Genomic DNA, 18,846 nt, shown 5'->3' with positions numbered 1-18,846 from the left:
CAGAGCTGCGCGCCGGCACATATGTGTCGGCGCGCGTTCTTTCTGTGGTGCGATTCAGTTTTGGAACCGACTGGAGAACTGGAGATCAGGTGAGCGCCGGCTCAGCCAGCCGGAGGAGGTCGTCAGCCTCCGCTGCGGCGGCGGCGAGCCGATCATTTTCGGCGCGCAGCCGCGTGATCTCGAACTCCAGTGCCTGGACCCTGGAACGTAGACGGGTGACCTCGTCGAGCAGACGCCGGTCGGGCGCTGCACCTACGTGGCCGTAGAGGGCTTTCGCCATGCTGACTCCTTGATATGCGCTGCCGGAAAGGCCGGCCAACGCGCGCCCATTCGTGTTCGCGGCTGTCATCCCAGCGATATGCGGGCATGACCGGGCGCGACTGGCGACACCTACATATTGAGCCGATACCCCCTCCTTCGTCAAGTTCTCGCAGGCCGTAGATCATCTCCACGTCTACCCTGTCCACTTGCCGGGGGGCCACAAGGCTCGGACACGCTCTGTCCGGACTCCTTAACTGTACGCCCAGTAATGTGGGTACGGTCACGTCGTGAGTCGAGTTCGCCTTAACTCTTCCTTAGCCACGTTGCCGCAGCTCACGGCCCGCCCGTAGCGTCACCGCCGGCCCGCAACCGACCCTTGGAGGCAGAGGCGTGTACGGCTGGAACGACCCGATCGACCCGGAGGGCACCCCCCGGCGACCGCAGCAACCGAGCGATGAGCCGCCGGCCTGGCTGAACGACCGCACCGAACCGCGGTCGGCGTACCTCTTCGGCGACGAACCGGGGCAACCGGGTGACCGGACCGCCGCCCCGGACCACCGGTACGCCCCGGCCACCGACGACCGGTGGGCCGACACCCCCACCAGCGGGTTCGCCGCCGTCAGTCGGCCGTACGCCGAGCCGGACCGCACCGCGCCCGTCCCGCCCGTCGACCTCACCGCGCCCCGGGCCGCCGTTGCCGGCCCGGCTACCGACGAGGCGCAGGGCCGGCACCGGCAGCGCCGCCGCTTCCCGCGCTCCCTGGTCATCGGCGGCGCCGCCGCCGCGGCCACCCTGGTGGTCAGCCTCGGCGTGGGCGCCCTGGTGCTGCCGGGCGGCAACGACGAGCGGACCGAGCCGGCCTCGTTCGACGACACCGTGGCCGCCGCCCCGGTGGTCCCGGCGACCACGGCGGCCCCGGGCGAGGCGTCGGCCGCCCCCACCGCCTCCCCGTCCGCGTCGCCGACCACCGCGAAGCCGAGCCCGTCGCCGAGCCGGACGGTCAGGCCCACCCCCGCGCCGAAGCGGACCACGGCCGCCTCCCGGCAGCGCGCCGACCGGACCCCCACCGGCGCCGGCACGACCAGCGCCCCCAGCGGCGGCACGCAGGTCGGCAGCCAGGCCAAGGAGGTCGTCCGGCTGGTCAACGCCGAGCGGGCCAAGGCCGGCTGCGGCGCGGTCACCATCGACGACAAGCTGATGACCGCCGCCCAGCGGCACAGCCAGGACCAGGCCGACCACAAGGACATGTCGCACGACGGCAGCGACGGCAGCGACGCCGCCGAGCGGCTGGACCGCGTCGGCTACAGCTGGCGCACCTACGGCGAGAACGTCGCCTGGAACCAGCAGACGCCCGCCGAGGTGATGGACGCCTGGATGACCAGCGCCGGCCACCGCGAGAACATCCTCAACTGCGCCTTCACGGAGATCGGCGTCGGCATCGCGAGCAGCAACGGGCCGTACTGGACCCAGGTCTTCGCCGCCCCCCGCTGAGGCGGACGCCCGCCCCCCGTCGCGACGTGACCACGTCGCCGGCGGGGGGCGCTCGTTTGACCGGGTGAGGCGTGCGGCGACGAAGGCGCCGCCGGGACCCGGGAGCTGCCGATGCGGATCCGGCTGCCAGCGTGCGCGCGGCGCGTGGGGCCGCGGCGAGCCCGCCGCGCCGAGACCCGGCCGCCGCGTCGCCGCAGGGCCCGTCGGGTCCTGCCGGCCGCCGTCGCGCTCACCCTGCTCACCCCGATGTACGCCTGCCGCCCCGGCCCGCTGACCCCACCGGGCGCGCCGACCCCCTGGCCGACGGCGTACGCGCACCGGTGGCAGTGGCAGTGGCAGCTCGACGGCCCGCTCGACGTCACGGTCGACGCCGACGTCTTCCTGCTCGACCCGGTCCGGGTCACCGCCGCCGACACCACCGCGCTGCGGAGGCGGGACCGCCGCCTGATCTGCCACGTGCCCGTCGGGTCGTACGCCGGCACCGACCCGGACGCCAGCCGCTTCCCGGCGGCGCTGCGCGGCGCCCCGACCGGCCAACCGCAGCGCCGCTGGCTCGACATCCGCCGGTGGGACGTCCTGGAACCGGTGCTGGCCGACCGGTTCCGGCTCTGCCGCGGCAAGGGATTCGGGTCGGTGGCCCTGGTCGACGCCGACGGGTACGCCCACCGCACCGGCTTCCCGCTCGGCTTCGACGACCAGCTGCTGTTCAACCGGCGGCTGGCCACCCTGGCCCGCTCCCTGGACCTCTCCCCCGGGCTGGTGAACGACGTGGGACAGGTCGCCGCGCTGGCCCCCGACTTCGACTTCGCGGTCAACGAGGAGTGCGTCCGGCTGCGCCAGTGCGCCAAGCTGCTGCCCTTCGCCGACGCGCGGAAGCCGGTGTTCCACGTCGAGTACGCCGGCACCCCGGAGCAGTTCTGCGTGACCACCCTCGGGTACGGCTTCTCGTCGATCCGCAAGACCCGCGAGCGGGACTCCTGGCGCGAACCCTGCCGGCTGCCCTGACCCCGGGCGACCCGGCCGGGACCGGCCTGCCGGGGCCCGGACCGCGTCGCGGTCCGGGCCCCGACGGTACGGGTCGCTCAGCGGACGCCGACCAGCTCCGGCGCCGGGGCCGGCGGGTCGGCCGGCGGGGCGTCGGCCCGGGCCCGCAGGAAACGCGGGGCCCACCAGTTGGCGTCGCCGAGCAGGGTCATCAGCGACGGCAGCACCACCGCGCGGATGATCGTGGCATCCAGCAGGATCGCCGCGGCCAGGCCGACGCCGAGCTGCTTCATGTCGATCGTGCTGAGCGAGGCGAAGATCGCGAAGACCCCGACCATGACCACCGCGGCGCTGGTCACCACCCCCGCCGACGAGGTGATCCCGTAGGCCACCGCGTCCCGGTTCGACATGCCGCTGCGGATGCCCTCACGGATCCGGCTGACCACGAAGACGTGGTAGTCCATGGAGAGCCCGAAGAGCACCACGAAGAGGAAGAGCGGCAGCCAGGAGACGATCGCCCCCATCGAGGTGAAGCCGAGCAGCCCTTCGGCCCACTCGCCCTGGAAGACCAGGACCAGCAGCCCGTACGCGGCGCCGGCGGAGAGCAGGTTGAGCAGGATCGAGGTGACCGCGACCACCACCGACCGGAACGTCCAGGTCATCACCAGGAAGGTCAGCGCCAGCACGAAGGCCATCACGATCGGCAGCTTCTCCCGCACGTGCTGCGCGTAGTCCTCGCTGGCGGCGACCCCGCCGCCGACGGCGTACTCGACCCCGGGGATGCCGCGCAGCGCGGCCGGGAGCAGGTCGCCGCGGAGTTCGTCCAGGGAACGCACCGCCTCGTCGTCCCGGCTGGCGTACGGGGTGGCGACCTCCAGCACCGACACCCGGCGGTCGGCCGACACCTCGATCTTCGGCCCGTCCCCCTCAACCGGGGCGAAGAGCGGGTCGGCGCCGGCCCGGCCGGCCAGGTCGGTCAGCGCGGCCCGTACCCGGTCGGCCTGCTCGGCCGGCGCCCGGACGGCCACCGTGTGGCTCGTGCCGGTGCTCGGGAAGGCGGCGGTGAGGCGGTCGTACGCCTGCATCGCCGGGGTGCTCCGGGGCAGGTCCTCCATGCCGGGGAACTTCAGCTTCATGCCGAGCGCCGGGGCGGCCAGGGCGAGCAGCAGACCCACCGAGACGACCAGGGTGGCCACCGGCGCCTTCAGGGCCGGGCGGAGCACCGCCGGCCAGAACCTCGGCGGCACCGGCTGACCGTGCCGGTCGGTACGCGCCGCGGTGAGTCGCCAGAGCAGCGGCACCCGGGGCCGGTCCACCCAGCGGCCGAGCTTGGCCAGCAGCGCCGGCAGCACGGTCAGCGAACCGGCCACCGCGACCGCGACCACGAGGATCGAACCGACGGCGAGGGAGGAGAAGACCGCGTCGTTGGCGAGCAGCAGCCCGGCCATCGAGATGATCACGGCGAAGCCGGAGACGACCACGGCGTGCCCGGAGGTCTCCGCGGCGATCTCGACCGCGTCCAGCCCGGACCGCCCCTTGGCCCGCTCCTCCCGCTCGCGACGGACGTAGAAGAGCGAGTAGTCGACCCCCACCGCCATGCCGATCAGCAGGATCACGCTGGACGTGGTGTCGGTGGCCGGCACCAGGTGCGAGGCGAGGGTGGAGAGCCCCATCGCGGCGGCGACCGAGGAGAGCGCCAGCAGCACCGGCACCCCGGCGGCGATCAGCGCGCCGAACGCGATGATCAGGATGGCCAGGGTCACCGGCAGGCTGAGCAGCTCGGCCCGCTTGAAGTCCTTGCCGAGGGTGTCGTCCAGCGCCTTGTTGATGGACGGCCCACCGACCTGCTCGACCCGCAGCCCCGGGTGGGCCTGCTGCACCTGGGCGGTGGCGTCGCGCAGCGGCTGGACCCGCTCGGAGGCGTTCTGCGGGTCGCCGGACATGGTGATCGGCAGCAGCAGCGCGCCGCCGTCGCGGGACGGCACCGGCGCCCCCACCGACGCCACCCCGGTGACCTGCCGCAGCCTCTCGGCCGCGTCGGTCGCCGCGGCCTGCGCGGCGGTCCGGTCCAGCAGCACTCCGGAGCGGGGCGTGATCAGGACGTTCTCCACCGCCGGGTCGTCGAAGTCCCCCGCCGTGACGATGACGTCCGCCCGACCCGACTCGCCGATCGCCATGTCGGCGTCGGTGGCCTCCTTCAGGCCGGCGGCGTTGCCCCCGACGAAGCAGACCGCCACGAACACCACCCAGAGCGCGATCGCGCGCCACGGGTGCTCGGCGCTCCACCGCGCCACCCGCACCGTCACCGGTCTCCTGCCCATCTGCTGACCCCCTCCGCACGTCCGCGCTCTGCCGACCCTGCTGACGCTAGGGAAAGGGGCGTTCGGGGACATCGGGGAACGGCCCGGGCTCGTCCCGGACGTGGCCGGGGCGGCCCGATCGGACGGGACCGGGTGGGTCAACCGGGCAGAGGCGGTGAAACCGGGTGGGAAGCCGGAGCGCGCCCGGCGTGGCACACCGGCGCAACCCCGAGCCGACTCGGGGTCACCCCTTCAGGGCTCCCCGGGGGCGCGGCTGACAACGCGGGCAACTGTACGACGACCGGTTCATGAACGCCTCCCGGCGGATCGGCGCGCCGCACCGCCGGCACGGCTCGCCCTCCCGGCCGTACGCGTTCAGCGACCGGTCGAAGTAACCGCTCTCGCCGTTGACGTTCACGTACAGCTCGTCGAAGCTGGTGCCGCCCTGCTTGATCGCCTCGCCGAGCACGTCCCGGACGTGGCCGAGCAGCCGGTCCGCGGCCGGGCCGGTCAGCGCGTCGGTCGGGCGGGCGCCGTGCAGCTTCGCCCGCCACAGCGCCTCGTCGGCGTAGATGTTGCCCACGCCGGAGATCAGGGTCTGGTCCAGCAGCGCCCGCTTCACCTCGGTACGCCGCCGGCGCAGCGCCGCCACGAAGTCCGCGTCGGAGAACTCCGGGTCCATCGGGTCCCGGGCGATGTGCGCGATCTCGCCGGGCAGCTCCGCGCCGCCCTCGCTGACCGAGAGCCCGCCGAAGGTGCGCTGGTCGACGAAGCGCAGCTGCGGACCGTCGTCGGCGAACCGGAACCGGACCCGCAGGTGCAGCTCGTCGGCCGCCTCGGCCGGCTGCATCAGCAGCTGGCCGCTCATCCCCAGGTGGCCGACGAGCGCGTCGCCGCTGTCCAGCGGCAGCCAGAGGTACTTGCCCCGGCGTCGCACGTCGGTCACCGCCCGGTCGGCCAGCACCGCGGCGAAGTGTTCCGGGCCGGGCAGGTGGCGGCGCACCGCCCGCGGGTGGCGGACCTCCACCGCGGCGATCCGCCGGCCGGTGACCCACTGGGCGAGGCCCTGCCGGACGGTCTCGACCTCGGGCAGCTCAGGCACGACCCAGGCCCACCTCGGCCGGGTCGCCCGCCGACTCGGCGACGGCCGCCTCGGCCCGTTCCCGCTCGGCCTGCGCGGTCAGCTCCCGCCAGGCCGCCTCGGCCGCGCGCTGCTCGGCCTCCTTCTTGCTGCGCCCCTCGGCGCCGCCGTACCGGTTGCCGGCCACCACCACCCAGGCGGTGAAGGTCTTCAGGTGGTCGGGCCCGGCGCCCTCGATGCGGTACTCCGGGACGCCCAGCCCGAGCGCGGCGGTGAGCTCCTGGAGGCTGGTCTTCCAGTCCAGCGCGGCGCCCCGGCCGGCCGACTCCGCCATCAGCGGGTCGAAGAGCCGGTGGATGACCTCGCCGGCGGTGTCCAGCCCGTACTGGAGGTAGATCGCGCCGAGCAGCGCCTCCAGGGTGTCGGCGAGGATGCTCGCCTTGTCCCGGCCGCCGGTGCTCTCCTCGCCCTTGCCGAGCAGCAGGTACACGCCGAGCCCTTCCGGCCCCAGCCCCCGGGCCACGTCCGCCAGGGCCCGCATGTTGACCACGCTGGCCCGCAACTTGGCCAGCTGCCCCTCGGGCAGGTCCGGGTGGTTGCGGAAGAGCGCGGTGGTGATGACCACGCCGAGCACCGAGTCGCCGAGGAACTCCAGCCGCTCGTTGGTGGGCAGCCCGCCGTTCTCGTACGCGTAGGAGCGGTGGGTGAGGGCCCGCTCCAGCAGCTCGGGGTCGAGCGTCACGCCGAACGCCGCTTCCAGGTGACCGACGGGAGCACGCCGCCGCTTGTCGTTGGTCATGCGCTTACCTCGGTGTCGTTGCTGTCGATGTGCGAGAGGTTCTCGGGAGCGCCGGCGACCAGCGCCCGGACCCGGTCGGTGGCGCCGCGCCGCCACAGGTGGGCGGCGAGGGCGATCCCGGAGGCGACGTCGTCGGCCGCCGCGGCGCCGTGGCAGACCACCACCGTGCCGGCCACCCCGAGCAGGGCCGCCGCGCGGGGGGCCCCACCCTGCGCGGGCGGGCCGCCGGCCATCGCGTACGCGCCCTCGATCGCCTTGAGCAGCACGTTACCGGTGAACCCGTCGGTGACCACCACATCGGCGCGCGCGCCGAGGCAGACGTCGTACCCCTCGACCAGGCCGACGTAGCTGCCGTCGCAGGGCAGCGGCACGGCGGCGAGCAGGGGGTCGGCGGTGCGCCGGGAGCGGTCGCCCTTGCCGGCCTCCGTGCCCACCGAGAGCAGGCCGACCCGGGGGGCGGCGACGGCGTGCGCCACCGCGGCGTACGCGGCGCCGAGCACCGCGTGCCGGACGAGGGTGACCGGGCGGGGTTCCAGCGAGCCGCCGACGTCGAGCAGGACGACGGGACCGGCGACGGCGGGGATGGTCGCCACCAGCGCGGGCCGGCGGACGTCCTCCCAACGGCCGAAGCCGAGCGCGGCGGCGGAGACGGTGGCGCCGGTGGAACCGGCGGAGACGAGGGCGTCGGCGGCGCCGTCGCGGACGGCGACGACGGCCGCGCGGACCGTGGTGTCGGCCCGGGGGGTGTGGTCGGTGGCGCCGGCCGCGGACCGCACCGGCCGGACGGTCACCCGGGCGCGCTGCGCCGGGGTGAGGGCGTCGGTCACCTCGGCCGCGACCTCGGTCGGGCCGACGAGCAGCAGGTGCAGGCAGGGGTCGGCACGCACCGCCCGCAGAGCGCCGTCAACCACGACGGCGGGAGCATCGTCCCCGCCGAGGAGGTCAACGGCGATCCGCGCGGTGCCCGGCTCCATCGGATCGCCGGCCGGAACGGGCCGGCCGGCGTCGGAGGGAGCCGGGGCACCGGGCGATCGCCAGGGTGCGCGCGCCGCCCGACCCGGGGTCGGGGGCGTCACTCGGCGTCCAGGTCAGACCTCGAGAACCTGGCGGCCGTTGTACGTGCCGCAGACGGAGCACGCGGCATGCGGCAGCTTGGGCGACTTGCACTGCGGGCAGGCCACGGTCGCGACCACAGCCGCCTTCCAGTTCGCCCGGCGGGACCGGGTGTTGCTGCGCGACATCTTGCGCTTCGGGACGGCCACGGTTCCTACTCCTCTGTACGGTTCAGTTGCGACAGGCCCGCCCAACGCGGGTCGATCTGCTGGTGGCTGTGATCGGCCGGCAGATCGTCCCAGTGCACCCCACACTCGGGGCACAACCCTGGGCAGTCCTCCCGGCAGAGCGGGTTGGTCGGCAGCGTCAACACCACCGCGTCCCGCAGCGCCGGCTCAAGGTCGATCAGATCGCCCTGCATCCGGCCCACCTCGTCCTCTTCGGTCGTCTCGTCCGTGGCGCTGTTCTCGTACGCGTACAGCTCCTGGACGTTCACGACCACCGAGTCGTTGATCTGGCGCAGGCACCGACCACACTCGCCCCGGACGGGACCGCTGATGGTCCCGGAGACGAGCACGCCCTCGGACACCGACTCCAACCTCAGGTCGAGGTCGAGGTCCGCGCCCTCCGGCACGCCGATCAACTCCACGCCGAGGTCCGCCGGTGCCGGGGCGATCCGCTTGACCGTACGCAACGCGCCAGGCCGGCGCGGCAGGTCTCTCGTGTCGAGGACCAGCGGCGACCTGGGGTCGAGTGTCGATGGCGAGTGCTTGGGCATAGTCAGACTCCGGCCGGTGAGAGGCCGACAAAAAAGGTTACCTGGGCGACCACCGGAACGTCGAACCGGGGGCGACGCCCACCCCGCCTGTCGGCTGGTGAGGTGCCGTTCAGAAGGGTAGCGGGCGTTCCGCCTCGTCCCCACCGAAGGTGCCGATCTCCCGCAACGCGTGCATCTTGTCCCGGCCGCGCTCTATCGACGCCAGTGCCCGGGTCAGGAACTGCTCGAAGTTCGCCAGCGCGGTGTCGACGTAGTCGTCCACCTCGTCCCGCAGGCGCTGCGCCTCGGCGCGCGCCTCGGCGATGATCCGGGCGCCCTCGTGCTCGGCGGAGACCGTGATCTCGTTCACCGAGACCAGGCGGGCGTGTTCCGCCTCACCCTCGCTGATGATCCGGTCGGCCTCCCGCTTGCCTGCCTCCATGATCTTGTCGCGCTCCTCCAGGAGCGCGGCGGCCCGGCGCAGGTCGGCGGGGAGGTCGGCGCGCAGTTCGTCCAGAGCCGCGATCATCTCGCCCCGGTCGACCATGCAGTTGTTCCGGGACATCGGGACGGAGCGGGCCTGCTCCACCATGGCGATCAGTTCGTCGATGCGATCGAGCGGGTCCACCGGTACCTCACTCCTGTCGTTCTTCGGCCGACCTACATGATGCGGGCTACGGCCGGATTCGGCGCCCCACCCATCATGTCGCGCCCGAGCGAGTGGTTCCCCCACCGCCCGGCCCGGCGCGTCGCGCCGACCCGCTCAGGGAGTGGGCGGGGTGGGGCCCAGCCGGGCCTGGAGGGCCGCGCGGACCCGGTCGGGGACGTGTGAGGAGATGTCCCCGCCCCACTTGGCGACGTCCTTGACCAGGCTGGAGGAGAGGAACGAGTAGAGCGGGTTGGTCGGCATGAAGAGCGTCTCGACCCCGGCGAGGCCGATGTTCATCTGCGCCATCTGCAACTCGTAGTCGAAGTCGCTGACCGCCCGCAGCCCCTTGATCAGCACGCTGGCCTCCTGCGCCCGGCAGAAGTCGACCAGCAGGCCACGGAACGACTCGACCCGGACGTTGTCGTACGAGGCGGTCACCTCGCGGAGCATGTCGATCCGCTCCTCGACGGTGAATAGGCCTTTCTTCGACTGGTTCACCAGCACGCCGACGATCACCTCGTCGAAGAGCCGGCTGGCCCGTCCGATGATGTCGAGGTGTCCGTTGGTGACCGGGTCGAACGAACCGGGGCACACCGCACGTCTCATGATCGGCGACCGTACCAAAGGGTGGTCTCGCCGTAACGGCGACTGCGCTCAGCAGTGATGCCCTGCACCCAGTCGACCGGCCCGGTCCGACTGGACCGCTCCACGACCACCAGGGCGTCGGGGGCCAGCCACTCGCGCTCGACCAGCGCGGTGAGCATCGCCTCGATCTCCGCGTCCGGCAGGGCGTACGGGGGGTCGGCGAAGACCACGTCGTACGGCTCGCCACCCGGACCGGCGGCCAACACGCCGGCCACCTTGCCGGTGACCAGCCGGGCGACCGGCGCGGCCCGCAGCGCGGCGACGTTCTCCCGGATCACCCGCGCCGCGCGCGGGTCGGATTCGACCAGCAGCACGTGCGCGGCGCCCCGGGAGAGCGCCTCCAGACCGACCGCGCCCGAGCCGGCGTACAGGTCGGCGAAACGGGCCCCGGCGAGGTCCACCTCGGCTTGGACGGCGCTGAACAGCGCCTCGCGGACCCGGTCGGAGGTGGGTCGGGTGCCGGCGCCGGGCGGGGCGGCTATCCGCCGCCCGCCGAGTGTGCCGGCCACGATCCGGGTCACCGTCTCCCCCTGCTCATGGGGATGACGCTACGCGACGGGCGGGGCGGGCCGAGTCACCCGGGCACGACCCGGTCGAGTGGTCGGGTGATCACGAGCCGTACATCAAGGATCTCAGATGCATAACATCATTGTCTGTCGTACGTGGACGCTGGGCCGGGCGGGGCGATCCCACTAGGGTCTGCCGCGTGCCGGCGAGTCTCCGCCGGCCGCGGCGTCGGGAGGGCACCGGCGCGGACCGCACCGCTCAAGGGCCGCGTCCTGGCACCGCCGCCCCACGCCGCACCCCCCTGCATCTTCACCCCGGGAGTACGCGTGATCCGTCCCCCGCTGTCGCCACGGCGACCGCTCGCCGTGGCCGCCGCCACGCTGGCCGGCCTCGCCACGGCCCTCGCCTTCACGGCACCGGCGAGCGCCACCAACACGTCGCCGTCGCCGTCGCCGTCGGCCTCGCCGACGACGACCACCTCGCCGACCGGCACCCCCACGGCGCCCACGCCGAACTGCGTCAAGGCCGACGACGCGAAGTACACGCACACGTTCGACGGGCCCGCCGGCACCGCCTCGATCACCCTGACCAACGGTCCGCTCTGCGCCGGCGAGGAGCAGGAGCTGGCCCTGGTGTCGTACGTGACGCCGTCGGCCACGTTCGCCGTGCCGCAGTACGTGCTCGACAAGTCGGTGAAGAAGTTCACCGGCGTGGCCGGGGGCGAGCTGGGCGTGGCGACCCTGGACTTCAAGGTCGAGGTGCCCGACTGCTACACCCAGGTCGACTTCGTCTTCGGCAGCAAGGTGATCGACCCGCTGACCGACGACAGCGACCGCTACGGCGACCGCAAGGTGGGCAGCTCGAACGGGATCGGCGCCCGCTCCACCGGCCCGCGTGCCTGGTACAACGGCGGCTCGGGCACCTGCTCGGCGGCGCCCGAGGTGATCGCCGAGTCGGACTGCGCCGGCAACGTCGAGCTGACCCTGGTCAACCGCAAGGGCAACGCCTCGGCGACCTTCGCCATCACCGGCAGCGGCGGCTTCACCGAGTCCGTCTCCGTCCCGATGCGCAAGATCGAGACCCGCAAGCTCACCCCGGGCCAGGCGCAGGAGCTCAAGGTCACCACCGCCGGTATGGCGGACTTCACCGGCGGCTGGGAGAAGCCCGAGGACTGCCAGCAGCCCGAGGCTGGCGCTCCCGAGGCCAGCTACGAGTCGACGTGTGACGCGATGACCTTCCGGGTCAACAACCCGGAGGACGGGGTCACCTTGAACGCCACCTTCACCCCCAGCAAGGGCGAGAAGAAGACCCTGACCGTCGAGCCGGGCCGCAACGGCACGGTCAGCTTCCCCGCCAGCAAGGGCCTCACCGTCACCGTCACCGGCGACCTGGACTCCGGCGGCCCGCTCGCCTGGGAGCAGCCGAAGGACTGCGAGACCGGCGGTACCGGCGGCGGTGAGCAGGACGGCGGCCTGCCGGTGACCGGCGCCGCGGCCGGCGGCATCGCCGCGGGCGCGCTCGCCCTGTTGGCGGCCGGCGCGGTGCTCTTCGTCATCGCACGTCGTCGGCGGGTCCGCTTCACCGCCTGACCCAGCACCATCCGAGGGCGCGTCGACCTACCGGTCGGCGCGCCCTCGCCGTTCCACCCCGCCCCCGCCCTTTAGCCCCGCCGGCCCCTGCTCCGCCCTTCCGCTCCCCTTCCCTTCCGCCGCCGGTCCGCCCTCCGCCGGTCGGTCGCCCCCGGTCCGCCCCCGCTGCCGGTCAGTCGCCTTCGGTCCGTCGCCGTCGGCCCGCCCACGCCGCCGGTCCGTCGCCATCGGTCCGCCCACGCCGCCGGTCGGTCGCCGCCGATCAGTCGGACCCGGCTTCGCCGCCGTCCGCCCCGCCGGTCCGTCAGGGCGTTCCCTCCTGCTTCCGCCCTCGCACTTCGCCCCGCCCTACCGTCTCCGCCGGTCCGCCTCCGGGCGGCGAAGACTTGTTCGGCTGCCTTTAGAGCTGATGACGCAGATGACTCACCGCCGAGGCTCGGACCGTCACTGCCATCGCTACCGCCTCGGTGCCACGGTTTCTGAGTCGTTTACGTCATCAGCTCTAAAGGCCGTGCCACAGGTGACCGGGCAGACGCGGGCGACAGCCAGCCGCCGCAGATCGGCGACCGGCCGCAACAGCCGGCCACCCACAGATCGGCATTTCGGCCGCAGAGACGGACACGCACCAAGGGCGTCCGCGAAGGCGTGCCCGGCTCTCACCAGAGCGGGCACACGACGGGCAGAGACACGACGGGTAGGCACCCGACAGGCACGTGGGGGGCAGGCACGGCAGCAAGCCAAGTGGGATACGACGACGGCGAGCCAGGGGCCGGGGCGGGGACTCAGCCCTTTTCGAGGTACTCCGCCCGCTCCTCGTCGACCAGCGCGGCGACCGAGGCGGCCAGGGCCGGATGCCGGGCCAGCTCCGGGTCCTCCTCGACCAGGGTTACCGCCTCGGCCCGGGCGTCCCGGATCAGGTCGGTGTCGCGCAGCAGGGAGAGCAGGCGCAGGTGCGAACGGCGGCCCGACTGGGTCGCGCCCAGCACGTCGCCCTCGCGGCGCTGCTCCAGATCCAGCTCGGCCAGCTTGAAGCCGTCGGTGGTGGAGGCCACCGCGTCCAGCCGCTCCCGGGCCGACGACCCCTCGGCCGCCTCGGTGACCAGCAGGCAGAGCCCGGCGGCCGAGCCCCGGCCGACCCGGCCGCGAAGCTGGTGCAGCTGGGAGACGCCGAACCGGTCGGCGTCCAGCACGATCATCACGGTGGCGTTGGGCACGTTGACGCCCACCTCCACCACGGTGGTGGCGACCAGCACGTCCAGCTTGCCATCGGCGAAGGAGCGCATCACGGCGTCCTTCTCGTCGGCGGGCAGCTTGCCGTGCAGGACGCCGATCCGCAGCCCGTGCAGCGGTCCCTCGGCCAGCAGCGGCGCCACCTCGGTCACGGCCAGCGGGGGCCGCCGTCCGTTGTCGTCCTCCGGCGGCGGCTCCTCCTCACTCTGCGGCCCCTCCCCGATCCGTGGGCAGACCACGTACGCCTGGTGGCCGGCGGCGACCTCCTCGCGCAGCCGGCGCCAGGCCCGGTCCAGGAAGGCCGGCTTCTCCGCGGCGGGCACCACGTGCGAGGCGATCGGCGAGCGGCCCTGCGGCAGCTGGGACAGGGTGGAGGTCTCCAGGTCGCCGTAGACGGTCATGGCCACCGTGCGCGGGATCGGGGTCGCGGTCATCACCAGCACGTGCGGCGGCTGGTCGGCCTTGGACCGCAGCGCGTCCCGCTGCTCCACGCCGAACCGGTGCTGCTCGTCGACCACCACCAGCCCCAGGTCGGCGAAGTCGACCCCCTCGTAGAGCAGGGCGTGGGTGCCGAGCACGATGCCGGCCCGCCCCTCGGCGACCTCCGCCAGGGCCCGCCGCCGGGCGGCCGCGCCGAGCGAGCCGGTGACCAGCTCCACCCGGGTGGCGCCGTCGGCGGCGCCCAGCTCACCGGCCTGGGCCAGCGGGCCGAGCAGGTCGAGCATGCCCCGGTGGTGCTGCGCGGCGAGCACCTCCGTCGGGGCGAGCAGGGCCGCCTGGCCCCCGGCGTCGACCACCTGGAGCATCGCCCGCAACGCGACGACGGTCTTGCCGGAGCCGACCTCGCCCTGGAGCAGCCGGTGCATCGGGTGCGGGGTGGCCAGGTCGGCGGCGATCTCGGCGCCGACGTCGTGCTGACCGGGCGTCAGTTCGTACGGCAGTCGGGCGTCGAACGCGTCGAGCAGGCCACCGGCGCGGGGCGGTCGGGCCTTCGCCGGCCAGGACGCGGCCCGCGCCTTGCGCTGCACCAGGGTGAGCTGCACGGCGAACGCCTCGTCCCACTTGAGGCGGCGGCGCGCCCGGTACAGCTCCTCCTTGCTGGACGGGCGGTGGATCTCCCGCAGCGCGGTGCCGATGCCGACCAGGTTGCGGCTGGCCCGCACGGTAGCCGGCAGGGGGTCCTCGGGCGGGGTGAAGGTGTCCAGCACCACCCGGACGCAGCGGGCGATCACCCAGGTCGGTACGGCCGCGGCGGCCGGGTAGACCGGGATCAGCGCACCGGCGAACTCCTCGATCTCCTCGTTCGCCGCCGCCTCCGCGTCGCCACCCTCGCCGAGCAGGACGTACTCCGGGCCGTTGAGCTGGCGCTTGCCCCGGAACTCGGTGACCTTTCCGGCGAAGAGCCCCCAGCGGCCGGGGCGCAGCTCCCGCTCCCGCCACGCCTGGTTGCCGAAGAAGGTCAGGGTCAACACCCCGCCGGAGCCGTCGCCGACGGTCACCTCCAGCAGGTTGCCCCGGCGCTGGCGCATCGGCCGCACCGCGGTGCGCTGCACCTGGGCCAGCACGGTGACCTGCTCGCCGACGTCGAGCGAGCGGATGTCGGTGTGCTCGCCGCGCTCGTCGTACCGGCGGGGGAAGTGGTAGACCAGGTCACCGGCGGTGTGCAGGTCGAGGTGGCTGGCCAGGGCCTTCGCCGTCTTCTCCCCGACCAGCTTCTTCAGCGGCGTGTCCACCGTCGACGGCTCGGACGTCATTCGACCCCCACCAGGAGCGGATAGTGCGGCTGCCCGCCCTCGTACGCGTGCACCTCGACGAACGGCCAGCGCCGGCCGACGTGCGCCCGGACCGCCTCGGCCAGGCCGTCCGGGGCGTCCACGCCGGTGAGCAGGGTGACCAGCTCGCCGCCGCCGCCCAGCATCCGGTCGACCACCGCGGCGCAGGTGTCGACCAGGTCGGCGCCGATCAGGTGGACCTCCCCCTCGACCAGCGCCAGCACGTCCCCCGGCCGGCACGGGCCGGCGACGGTCAGCGCCTCCCGGCTGGCGTGGCAGACCTCGGCGTACCGGCAGGCGCCGGCCGCCTCGGCCATCGCGATGACGTCGTCCTCGAAGCGCCGCTTCGGGTCGCGGACGGCGAGGGCGGCCAGCGCCTGCACGGGCGAGCGGGTCGGCACCACGCTCACCTTGATGCCCAGCCCGTGCGCCTCCCGGGCGGCGGCGCTCGCCACCGCCTGGGTGTTCGGGTCGTTGGGAAGCACCACCACCCGGGCGGCGGCGGTGGCCCGGATGGCGTCCAGCAGCTCGCCGGTGGAGGGGTTGCCGGGCACCACGGTGGCGCCCTCGCCGGTGAAGAGCTCCGCGATGCCCGCGCCGGCCGCGACCACCACGGCCGCACGGCCGTCCGCCGCCGGGCCGGGCCGTGGGGCCGGCGCGGTCTGGTCGGCGAAGCGGGTCACCGAGATCCGGTACGGCCGGCCGGCGACGACTCCCGCCTCGACCGCCGCGCCGACGTCGTTGACGTGCACGTGCACGTTCCAGGTGGTGGACGCGGCGGGCGAGGCGCCGTCGCCGACCACCACCAGGGAGTCGCCCAGCGTCGCCAGTTCGGCGCGCAGCCGGGCCACCGCCTCGTGCCCGGCGTCGAGCAGGAACTGCACCTCGTAGGCGTACTCCTCGGAGCCGGACTCCCGGACGGTGGTGAGCGGCGGGCGGACCGTGCGGGTCACCGGCGCCGAGCGGGGTGGGCTCTCCCCCGTGATCACCTCGACCAGCGCGTCGAGGAGCAGGCAGAGCCCTCGGCCCCCGGCGTCGACCACCCCGGCGCGGGCCAGCTCGGGCAGCTGCTCCGGGGTGCGGGCCAGGGCCCGCCCCGCCTCCCCGGCCGCGGCCCGGGCCACCGTGCGCAGGTCGTCGCTCCCGGCCTGCTCGGCCGCCGCGGCGGCGGCGGCCACCACGCTGAGCACGGTGCCCTCGACCGGGTGGGCGACCGCGGCGTACGCGGCGGTGGTGGCGTGGCGCAGCGCACCGGCCAGCTGCCGGCCGTCCACCGCCGGCGCGTCGGCGAGCGCGTCGGCCAGGCCGCGCAGGATCTGCGACAGGATCACCCCGGAGTTGCCCCGGGCGCCGAGCAGCGCGCCCCGGGCCATCAGGCGCAGCGCGCGCCCGTGCGGGGTGTGCCCGTCCTCGGGGAGGGTCTCCAGGTCCATCGCCAGGGCCTGCTGGGCCGAGGTGAGGGTGAGCACCATGTTGGTGCCGGTGTCCCCGTCGGGCACGGGGTAGACGTTGAGGTCGTCGATCTCGCGCTGGTGACGCCGCAGCGCGGTGAGCCCACTCGCGCACCAGCGGCGCACCGCGGCGGCGTCGAGGGTGTCCAACACGGCCAGAAGCCTACTGGCGCGCACCGACACCCGCCGGGGTCGGCCGGCCCACCCCGGCGTGTCCACCGCGCCGCGGGTCAGGGCGGCCGGCGGGTGGACGGGCCCCGATCACGCCGGCTCCCGGGGCGGGCACTAGCCTCATGGCGTCCCTTCGTCGGGTGTCCTCGCGGGGCGGGCGGGCCGGCCGTCGTGGCAGGTGACCGCCCTCACGTCCCCACCGGCCCATCGGACCGGTTGGGCGGGGGTAGGAGTCATCGGGTAAGCTGGCTAGGTTGCCCGTGCAGCACCTGCCGGCGACCTCATGAACGTTTCAATCCCAGGAGTATCCCGTGGCTAGCGTCTGCGACGTCTGTGGCAAGGGGCCGGGCTTCGGCCACAACGTGTCCCACTCGCACCGGCGGACCAACCGCCGCTGGAACCCGAACATCCAGTCGGTGCGTACCCCGGCCGGTGGCGGTAACACCAAGAAGCTGCAGGTCTGCACCTCGTGCATCAAGGCCGGCAAGGTCACCCGCGCCTGACGCGGTAGCGCCTCCGGCTCGAACATTCGCCAGCACCGGCGGACCGTCACGGTCCGCCGGTGTTGTGGTGTCCGGGGTCCCGTCGAGCCGCTTGTCCGAGTTCGGTCAGGCGCGACGACGCCTCGCCGCGCCCGGCCGGTGCTACAGGGGACGGCCGAAGGAGAGGCAGCCCGGCGCGTCGGCGTAGAAGCCGAAGTTGGGGATCCGCTCGTACCCGGCGGCGGTGTACATGGCGATCGCCTCGGGCTGCTTGTCACCGCACTCCAGGATGATCCGCTTGCGGCCGTGGTACCGGGCCGACTCCTCGACCGCGGCCAGCACCGCGCGGGCCACCCCGCGGCCCCGGGCGGCCGGGACGGTGTACATCCGCTTCAGCTCGGCGGTGTCGTCGCCGTGGCTGCGCCAGCCGCCGCAGCCGACGGGCTCGCCGTCGAGGTGGGCGACGAGGAAGACGCCGTGCGGCGGGGTGAACTCGGCCGCGTCCACCGGCGTCTCGTCGCCGCTGCCGCCGTAGCGCTGACCCAGGTCGGCCAGGGCCGCCCGGATCAGCGACTGCGCCACCGGCGAGTCGAAGGGCAGCGGCCGGATCTCGATCTCACTCACCGGTAAAGGTTACGACGGCTGGCGGCCCTTACCGGAAGTGGTCCCAACCGGCCGGACCGGCGTGGGCGGCGCCGTCGACGGTGACGCCGGCGCCCTCCGCCACCCGGCCGATCGGGCGCCACTCCGCCGGCAGGGCCACCGACCGGGGGAAGGTCGCGACCAGCGCGTGGTCGTCGCCCCCGCCGAGGATCCAGGTGTACGGGTCGACGCCGAGCGCCTGCGCGGCGTCGCGCATCTGCCGGGGCACCTCGAAGGCGTCCCGGTGCACGTCGATGCCGACCCCGCTGGCCTTCGCCACGTGCCCCAGGTCGGCCAGGAGGCCGTCCGACACGTCGATCATGGCGGTGGCGCCCAGCCGGGCGGCGTGCGGCCCGGCCGGGTACGGCACCTCCGGCCGCCGGTACGCCTCGACCAGCAGTCGGGGGGTGCGGAAGCCGCGGGAGAGCACGGTCAGCCCGGCGGCCGCCCAGCCGGCCCGCCCGGCCAGGGCGACGACGTCGCCGGGGCGCGCGCCGGAGCGGAGCACCGGCGGCCGGCCGCCGAGGTCCCCGAGGGCGGTCACCGCGATGGTCAGGGTGGGGCTGGCGGACATGTCGCCGCCGACCACGCTCGCCCCGACCCGGGCCGCCTCCGCAGCCAGCCCGTCGGCCAGCCCCTCGGCCCAACTGGTCTCCAGCTCGGCCGGCATGCAGAGGGCGACCAGCAGCGCGGTCGGGGTGGCTCCCATCGCGGCGATGTCGGCCAGGTTCGCCGCCGCCGCCCGGTGCCCGACGTCCGTCGCGCTCGACCAGTCCCGCCGGAAGTGCCGCCCCTCGACCAGCACGTCGGTGGAGGCGACCACCCGCCGGTCCGGCGCGGCCACCACCGCCGCGTCGTCGCCGGGGCCGAGCAGACACGTCGATCCGTACGTCAATCGGGCGGTGATCCGGTCGATCAGGCCGAACTCGCCGACACCCGCGACACTCATGGCATCCTCTCGCCGCGCTCGCTCACTGCTGTC

Annotated in this window: 18 protein-coding genes; 4 read left to right on the top strand and 14 right to left on the bottom strand. The window is 74.1% G+C overall.

Features of this window, described 5'->3' with window-relative positions; all coding sequences use genetic code 11:
• Positions 1-85: 85 nt before the first annotated feature.
• A complete protein-coding gene (locus V6U79_RS02185) occupies positions 86-280 on the bottom strand; it encodes a hypothetical protein (RefSeq protein WP_036374707.1) in 195 nt (64 codons plus the stop codon).
• 371 nt (positions 281-651) lie between these two features.
• On the opposite strand from V6U79_RS02185, the gene V6U79_RS02180 reads away from it, so the two are divergent.
• Entirely contained in the window at positions 652-1,752 is a 1,101-nt protein-coding gene (locus V6U79_RS02180) for a CAP domain-containing protein (protein WP_334613273.1), read from the top strand.
• Positions 1,753-1,896: 144 nt separating this feature from the next.
• On the top strand, positions 1,897-2,757 hold the full coding sequence (locus V6U79_RS02175) for an endo alpha-1,4 polygalactosaminidase (RefSeq protein WP_334613272.1): 861 nt from the start codon (positions 1,897-1,899) through the stop codon (positions 2,755-2,757).
• A gap of 77 nt (positions 2,758-2,834) precedes the next feature.
• Here V6U79_RS02175 and V6U79_RS02170 read toward each other — a convergent pair whose 3' ends face one another.
• From V6U79_RS02170 to rsmD, 9 genes are all read right to left on the bottom strand, one after another.
• Entirely contained in the window at positions 2,835-5,057 is a 2,223-nt protein-coding gene (locus tag V6U79_RS02170; protein ID WP_334613269.1) for an MMPL family transporter, read from the bottom strand.
• 223 nt (positions 5,058-5,280) lie between these two features.
• Positions 5,281-6,138, bottom strand: a complete 858-nt coding sequence (mutM, locus tag V6U79_RS02165; RefSeq protein ID WP_334613267.1) for a bifunctional DNA-formamidopyrimidine glycosylase/DNA-(apurinic or apyrimidinic site) lyase — start codon at positions 6,136-6,138, stop codon at positions 5,281-5,283.
• A complete protein-coding gene (gene rnc, locus V6U79_RS02160; protein ID WP_334613265.1) occupies positions 6,131-6,916 on the bottom strand; it encodes a ribonuclease III in 786 nt (261 codons plus the stop codon). The genes mutM and rnc overlap by 8 nt, the downstream gene beginning before the upstream one ends.
• On the bottom strand, positions 6,913-7,890 hold the full coding sequence (locus V6U79_RS02155) for a phosphate acyltransferase PlsX (protein ID WP_334533464.1): 978 nt from the start codon (positions 7,888-7,890) through the stop codon (positions 6,913-6,915). The genes rnc and V6U79_RS02155 overlap by 4 nt, the downstream gene beginning before the upstream one ends.
• Before the next feature lie 114 nt (positions 7,891-8,004).
• Entirely contained in the window at positions 8,005-8,178 is a 174-nt protein-coding gene (gene rpmF / locus V6U79_RS02150) for a 50S ribosomal protein L32 (protein ID WP_088646032.1), read from the bottom strand.
• A 5-nt stretch (positions 8,179-8,183) separates the two neighbouring features.
• Positions 8,184-8,747, bottom strand: coding sequence for a YceD family protein (locus V6U79_RS02145; protein ID WP_334533458.1), 564 nt, complete (start codon positions 8,745-8,747; stop codon positions 8,184-8,186).
• Positions 8,748-8,856: 109 nt separating this feature from the next.
• The gene (locus tag V6U79_RS02140) at positions 8,857-9,354 is read right to left on the bottom strand and encodes an SPFH domain-containing protein (RefSeq protein WP_334533455.1); all 498 of its coding nucleotides are present in this window, start codon (positions 9,352-9,354) and stop codon (positions 8,857-8,859) included.
• Between the two features lie 135 nt (positions 9,355-9,489).
• Entirely contained in the window at positions 9,490-9,981 is a 492-nt protein-coding gene (gene coaD, locus V6U79_RS02135; protein ID WP_334613264.1) for a pantetheine-phosphate adenylyltransferase, read from the bottom strand.
• The gene (rsmD, locus tag V6U79_RS02130; protein ID WP_334533449.1) at positions 9,978-10,541 is read right to left on the bottom strand and encodes a 16S rRNA (guanine(966)-N(2))-methyltransferase RsmD; all 564 of its coding nucleotides are present in this window, start codon (positions 10,539-10,541) and stop codon (positions 9,978-9,980) included. Before rsmD ends, coaD begins: the two co-directional genes overlap by 4 nt.
• 312 nt (positions 10,542-10,853) lie before the next feature.
• On the opposite strand from rsmD, the gene V6U79_RS02125 reads away from it, so the two are divergent.
• Entirely contained in the window at positions 10,854-12,116 is a 1,263-nt protein-coding gene (locus V6U79_RS02125) for a cell wall anchor protein (RefSeq protein WP_334613263.1), read from the top strand.
• Positions 12,117-12,898: 782 nt separating this feature from the next.
• Here V6U79_RS02125 and recG read toward each other — a convergent pair.
• Together recG and V6U79_RS02115 are read right to left on the bottom strand one after the other, a co-directional pair.
• Positions 12,899-15,100 carry an ATP-dependent DNA helicase RecG gene (gene recG, locus V6U79_RS02120; RefSeq protein WP_334533440.1) on the bottom strand — a complete coding sequence of 734 codons (2,202 nt, stop codon included), beginning with the start codon at positions 15,098-15,100 and terminating at the stop codon, positions 12,899-12,901.
• A complete protein-coding gene (locus tag V6U79_RS02115; RefSeq protein ID WP_334533437.1) occupies positions 15,097-16,722 on the bottom strand; it encodes a DAK2 domain-containing protein in 1,626 nt (541 codons plus the stop codon). The genes recG and V6U79_RS02115 overlap by 4 nt, the downstream gene beginning before the upstream one ends.
• Positions 16,723-17,051: 329 nt before the next feature.
• Between V6U79_RS02115 and rpmB the strand changes: the two genes are divergently transcribed.
• A complete protein-coding gene (gene rpmB / locus V6U79_RS02110; protein WP_007456456.1) occupies positions 17,052-17,243 on the top strand; it encodes a 50S ribosomal protein L28 in 192 nt (63 codons plus the stop codon).
• 141 nt (positions 17,244-17,384) lie between these two features.
• Here the strand turns inward: rpmB and V6U79_RS02105 are convergent, their stop codons facing one another.
• Entirely contained in the window at positions 17,385-17,846 is a 462-nt protein-coding gene (locus V6U79_RS02105) for a GNAT family N-acetyltransferase (protein WP_334533434.1), read from the bottom strand.
• 28 nt (positions 17,847-17,874) lie between these two features.
• A complete protein-coding gene (locus V6U79_RS02100) occupies positions 17,875-18,813 on the bottom strand; it encodes a thiamine-phosphate kinase (protein ID WP_334533431.1) in 939 nt (312 codons plus the stop codon).
• Positions 18,814-18,846: the final 33 nt, after the last annotated feature.

The sequence above is a fragment of the Micromonospora psammae genome (genome assembly GCF_036902725.1).
Taxonomy (GTDB): domain Bacteria; phylum Actinomycetota; class Actinomycetes; order Mycobacteriales; family Micromonosporaceae; genus Micromonospora.
Note: the sequence above shows the minus strand (reverse complement) of the source record. Positions and strands in the feature narration are given on the sequence as shown.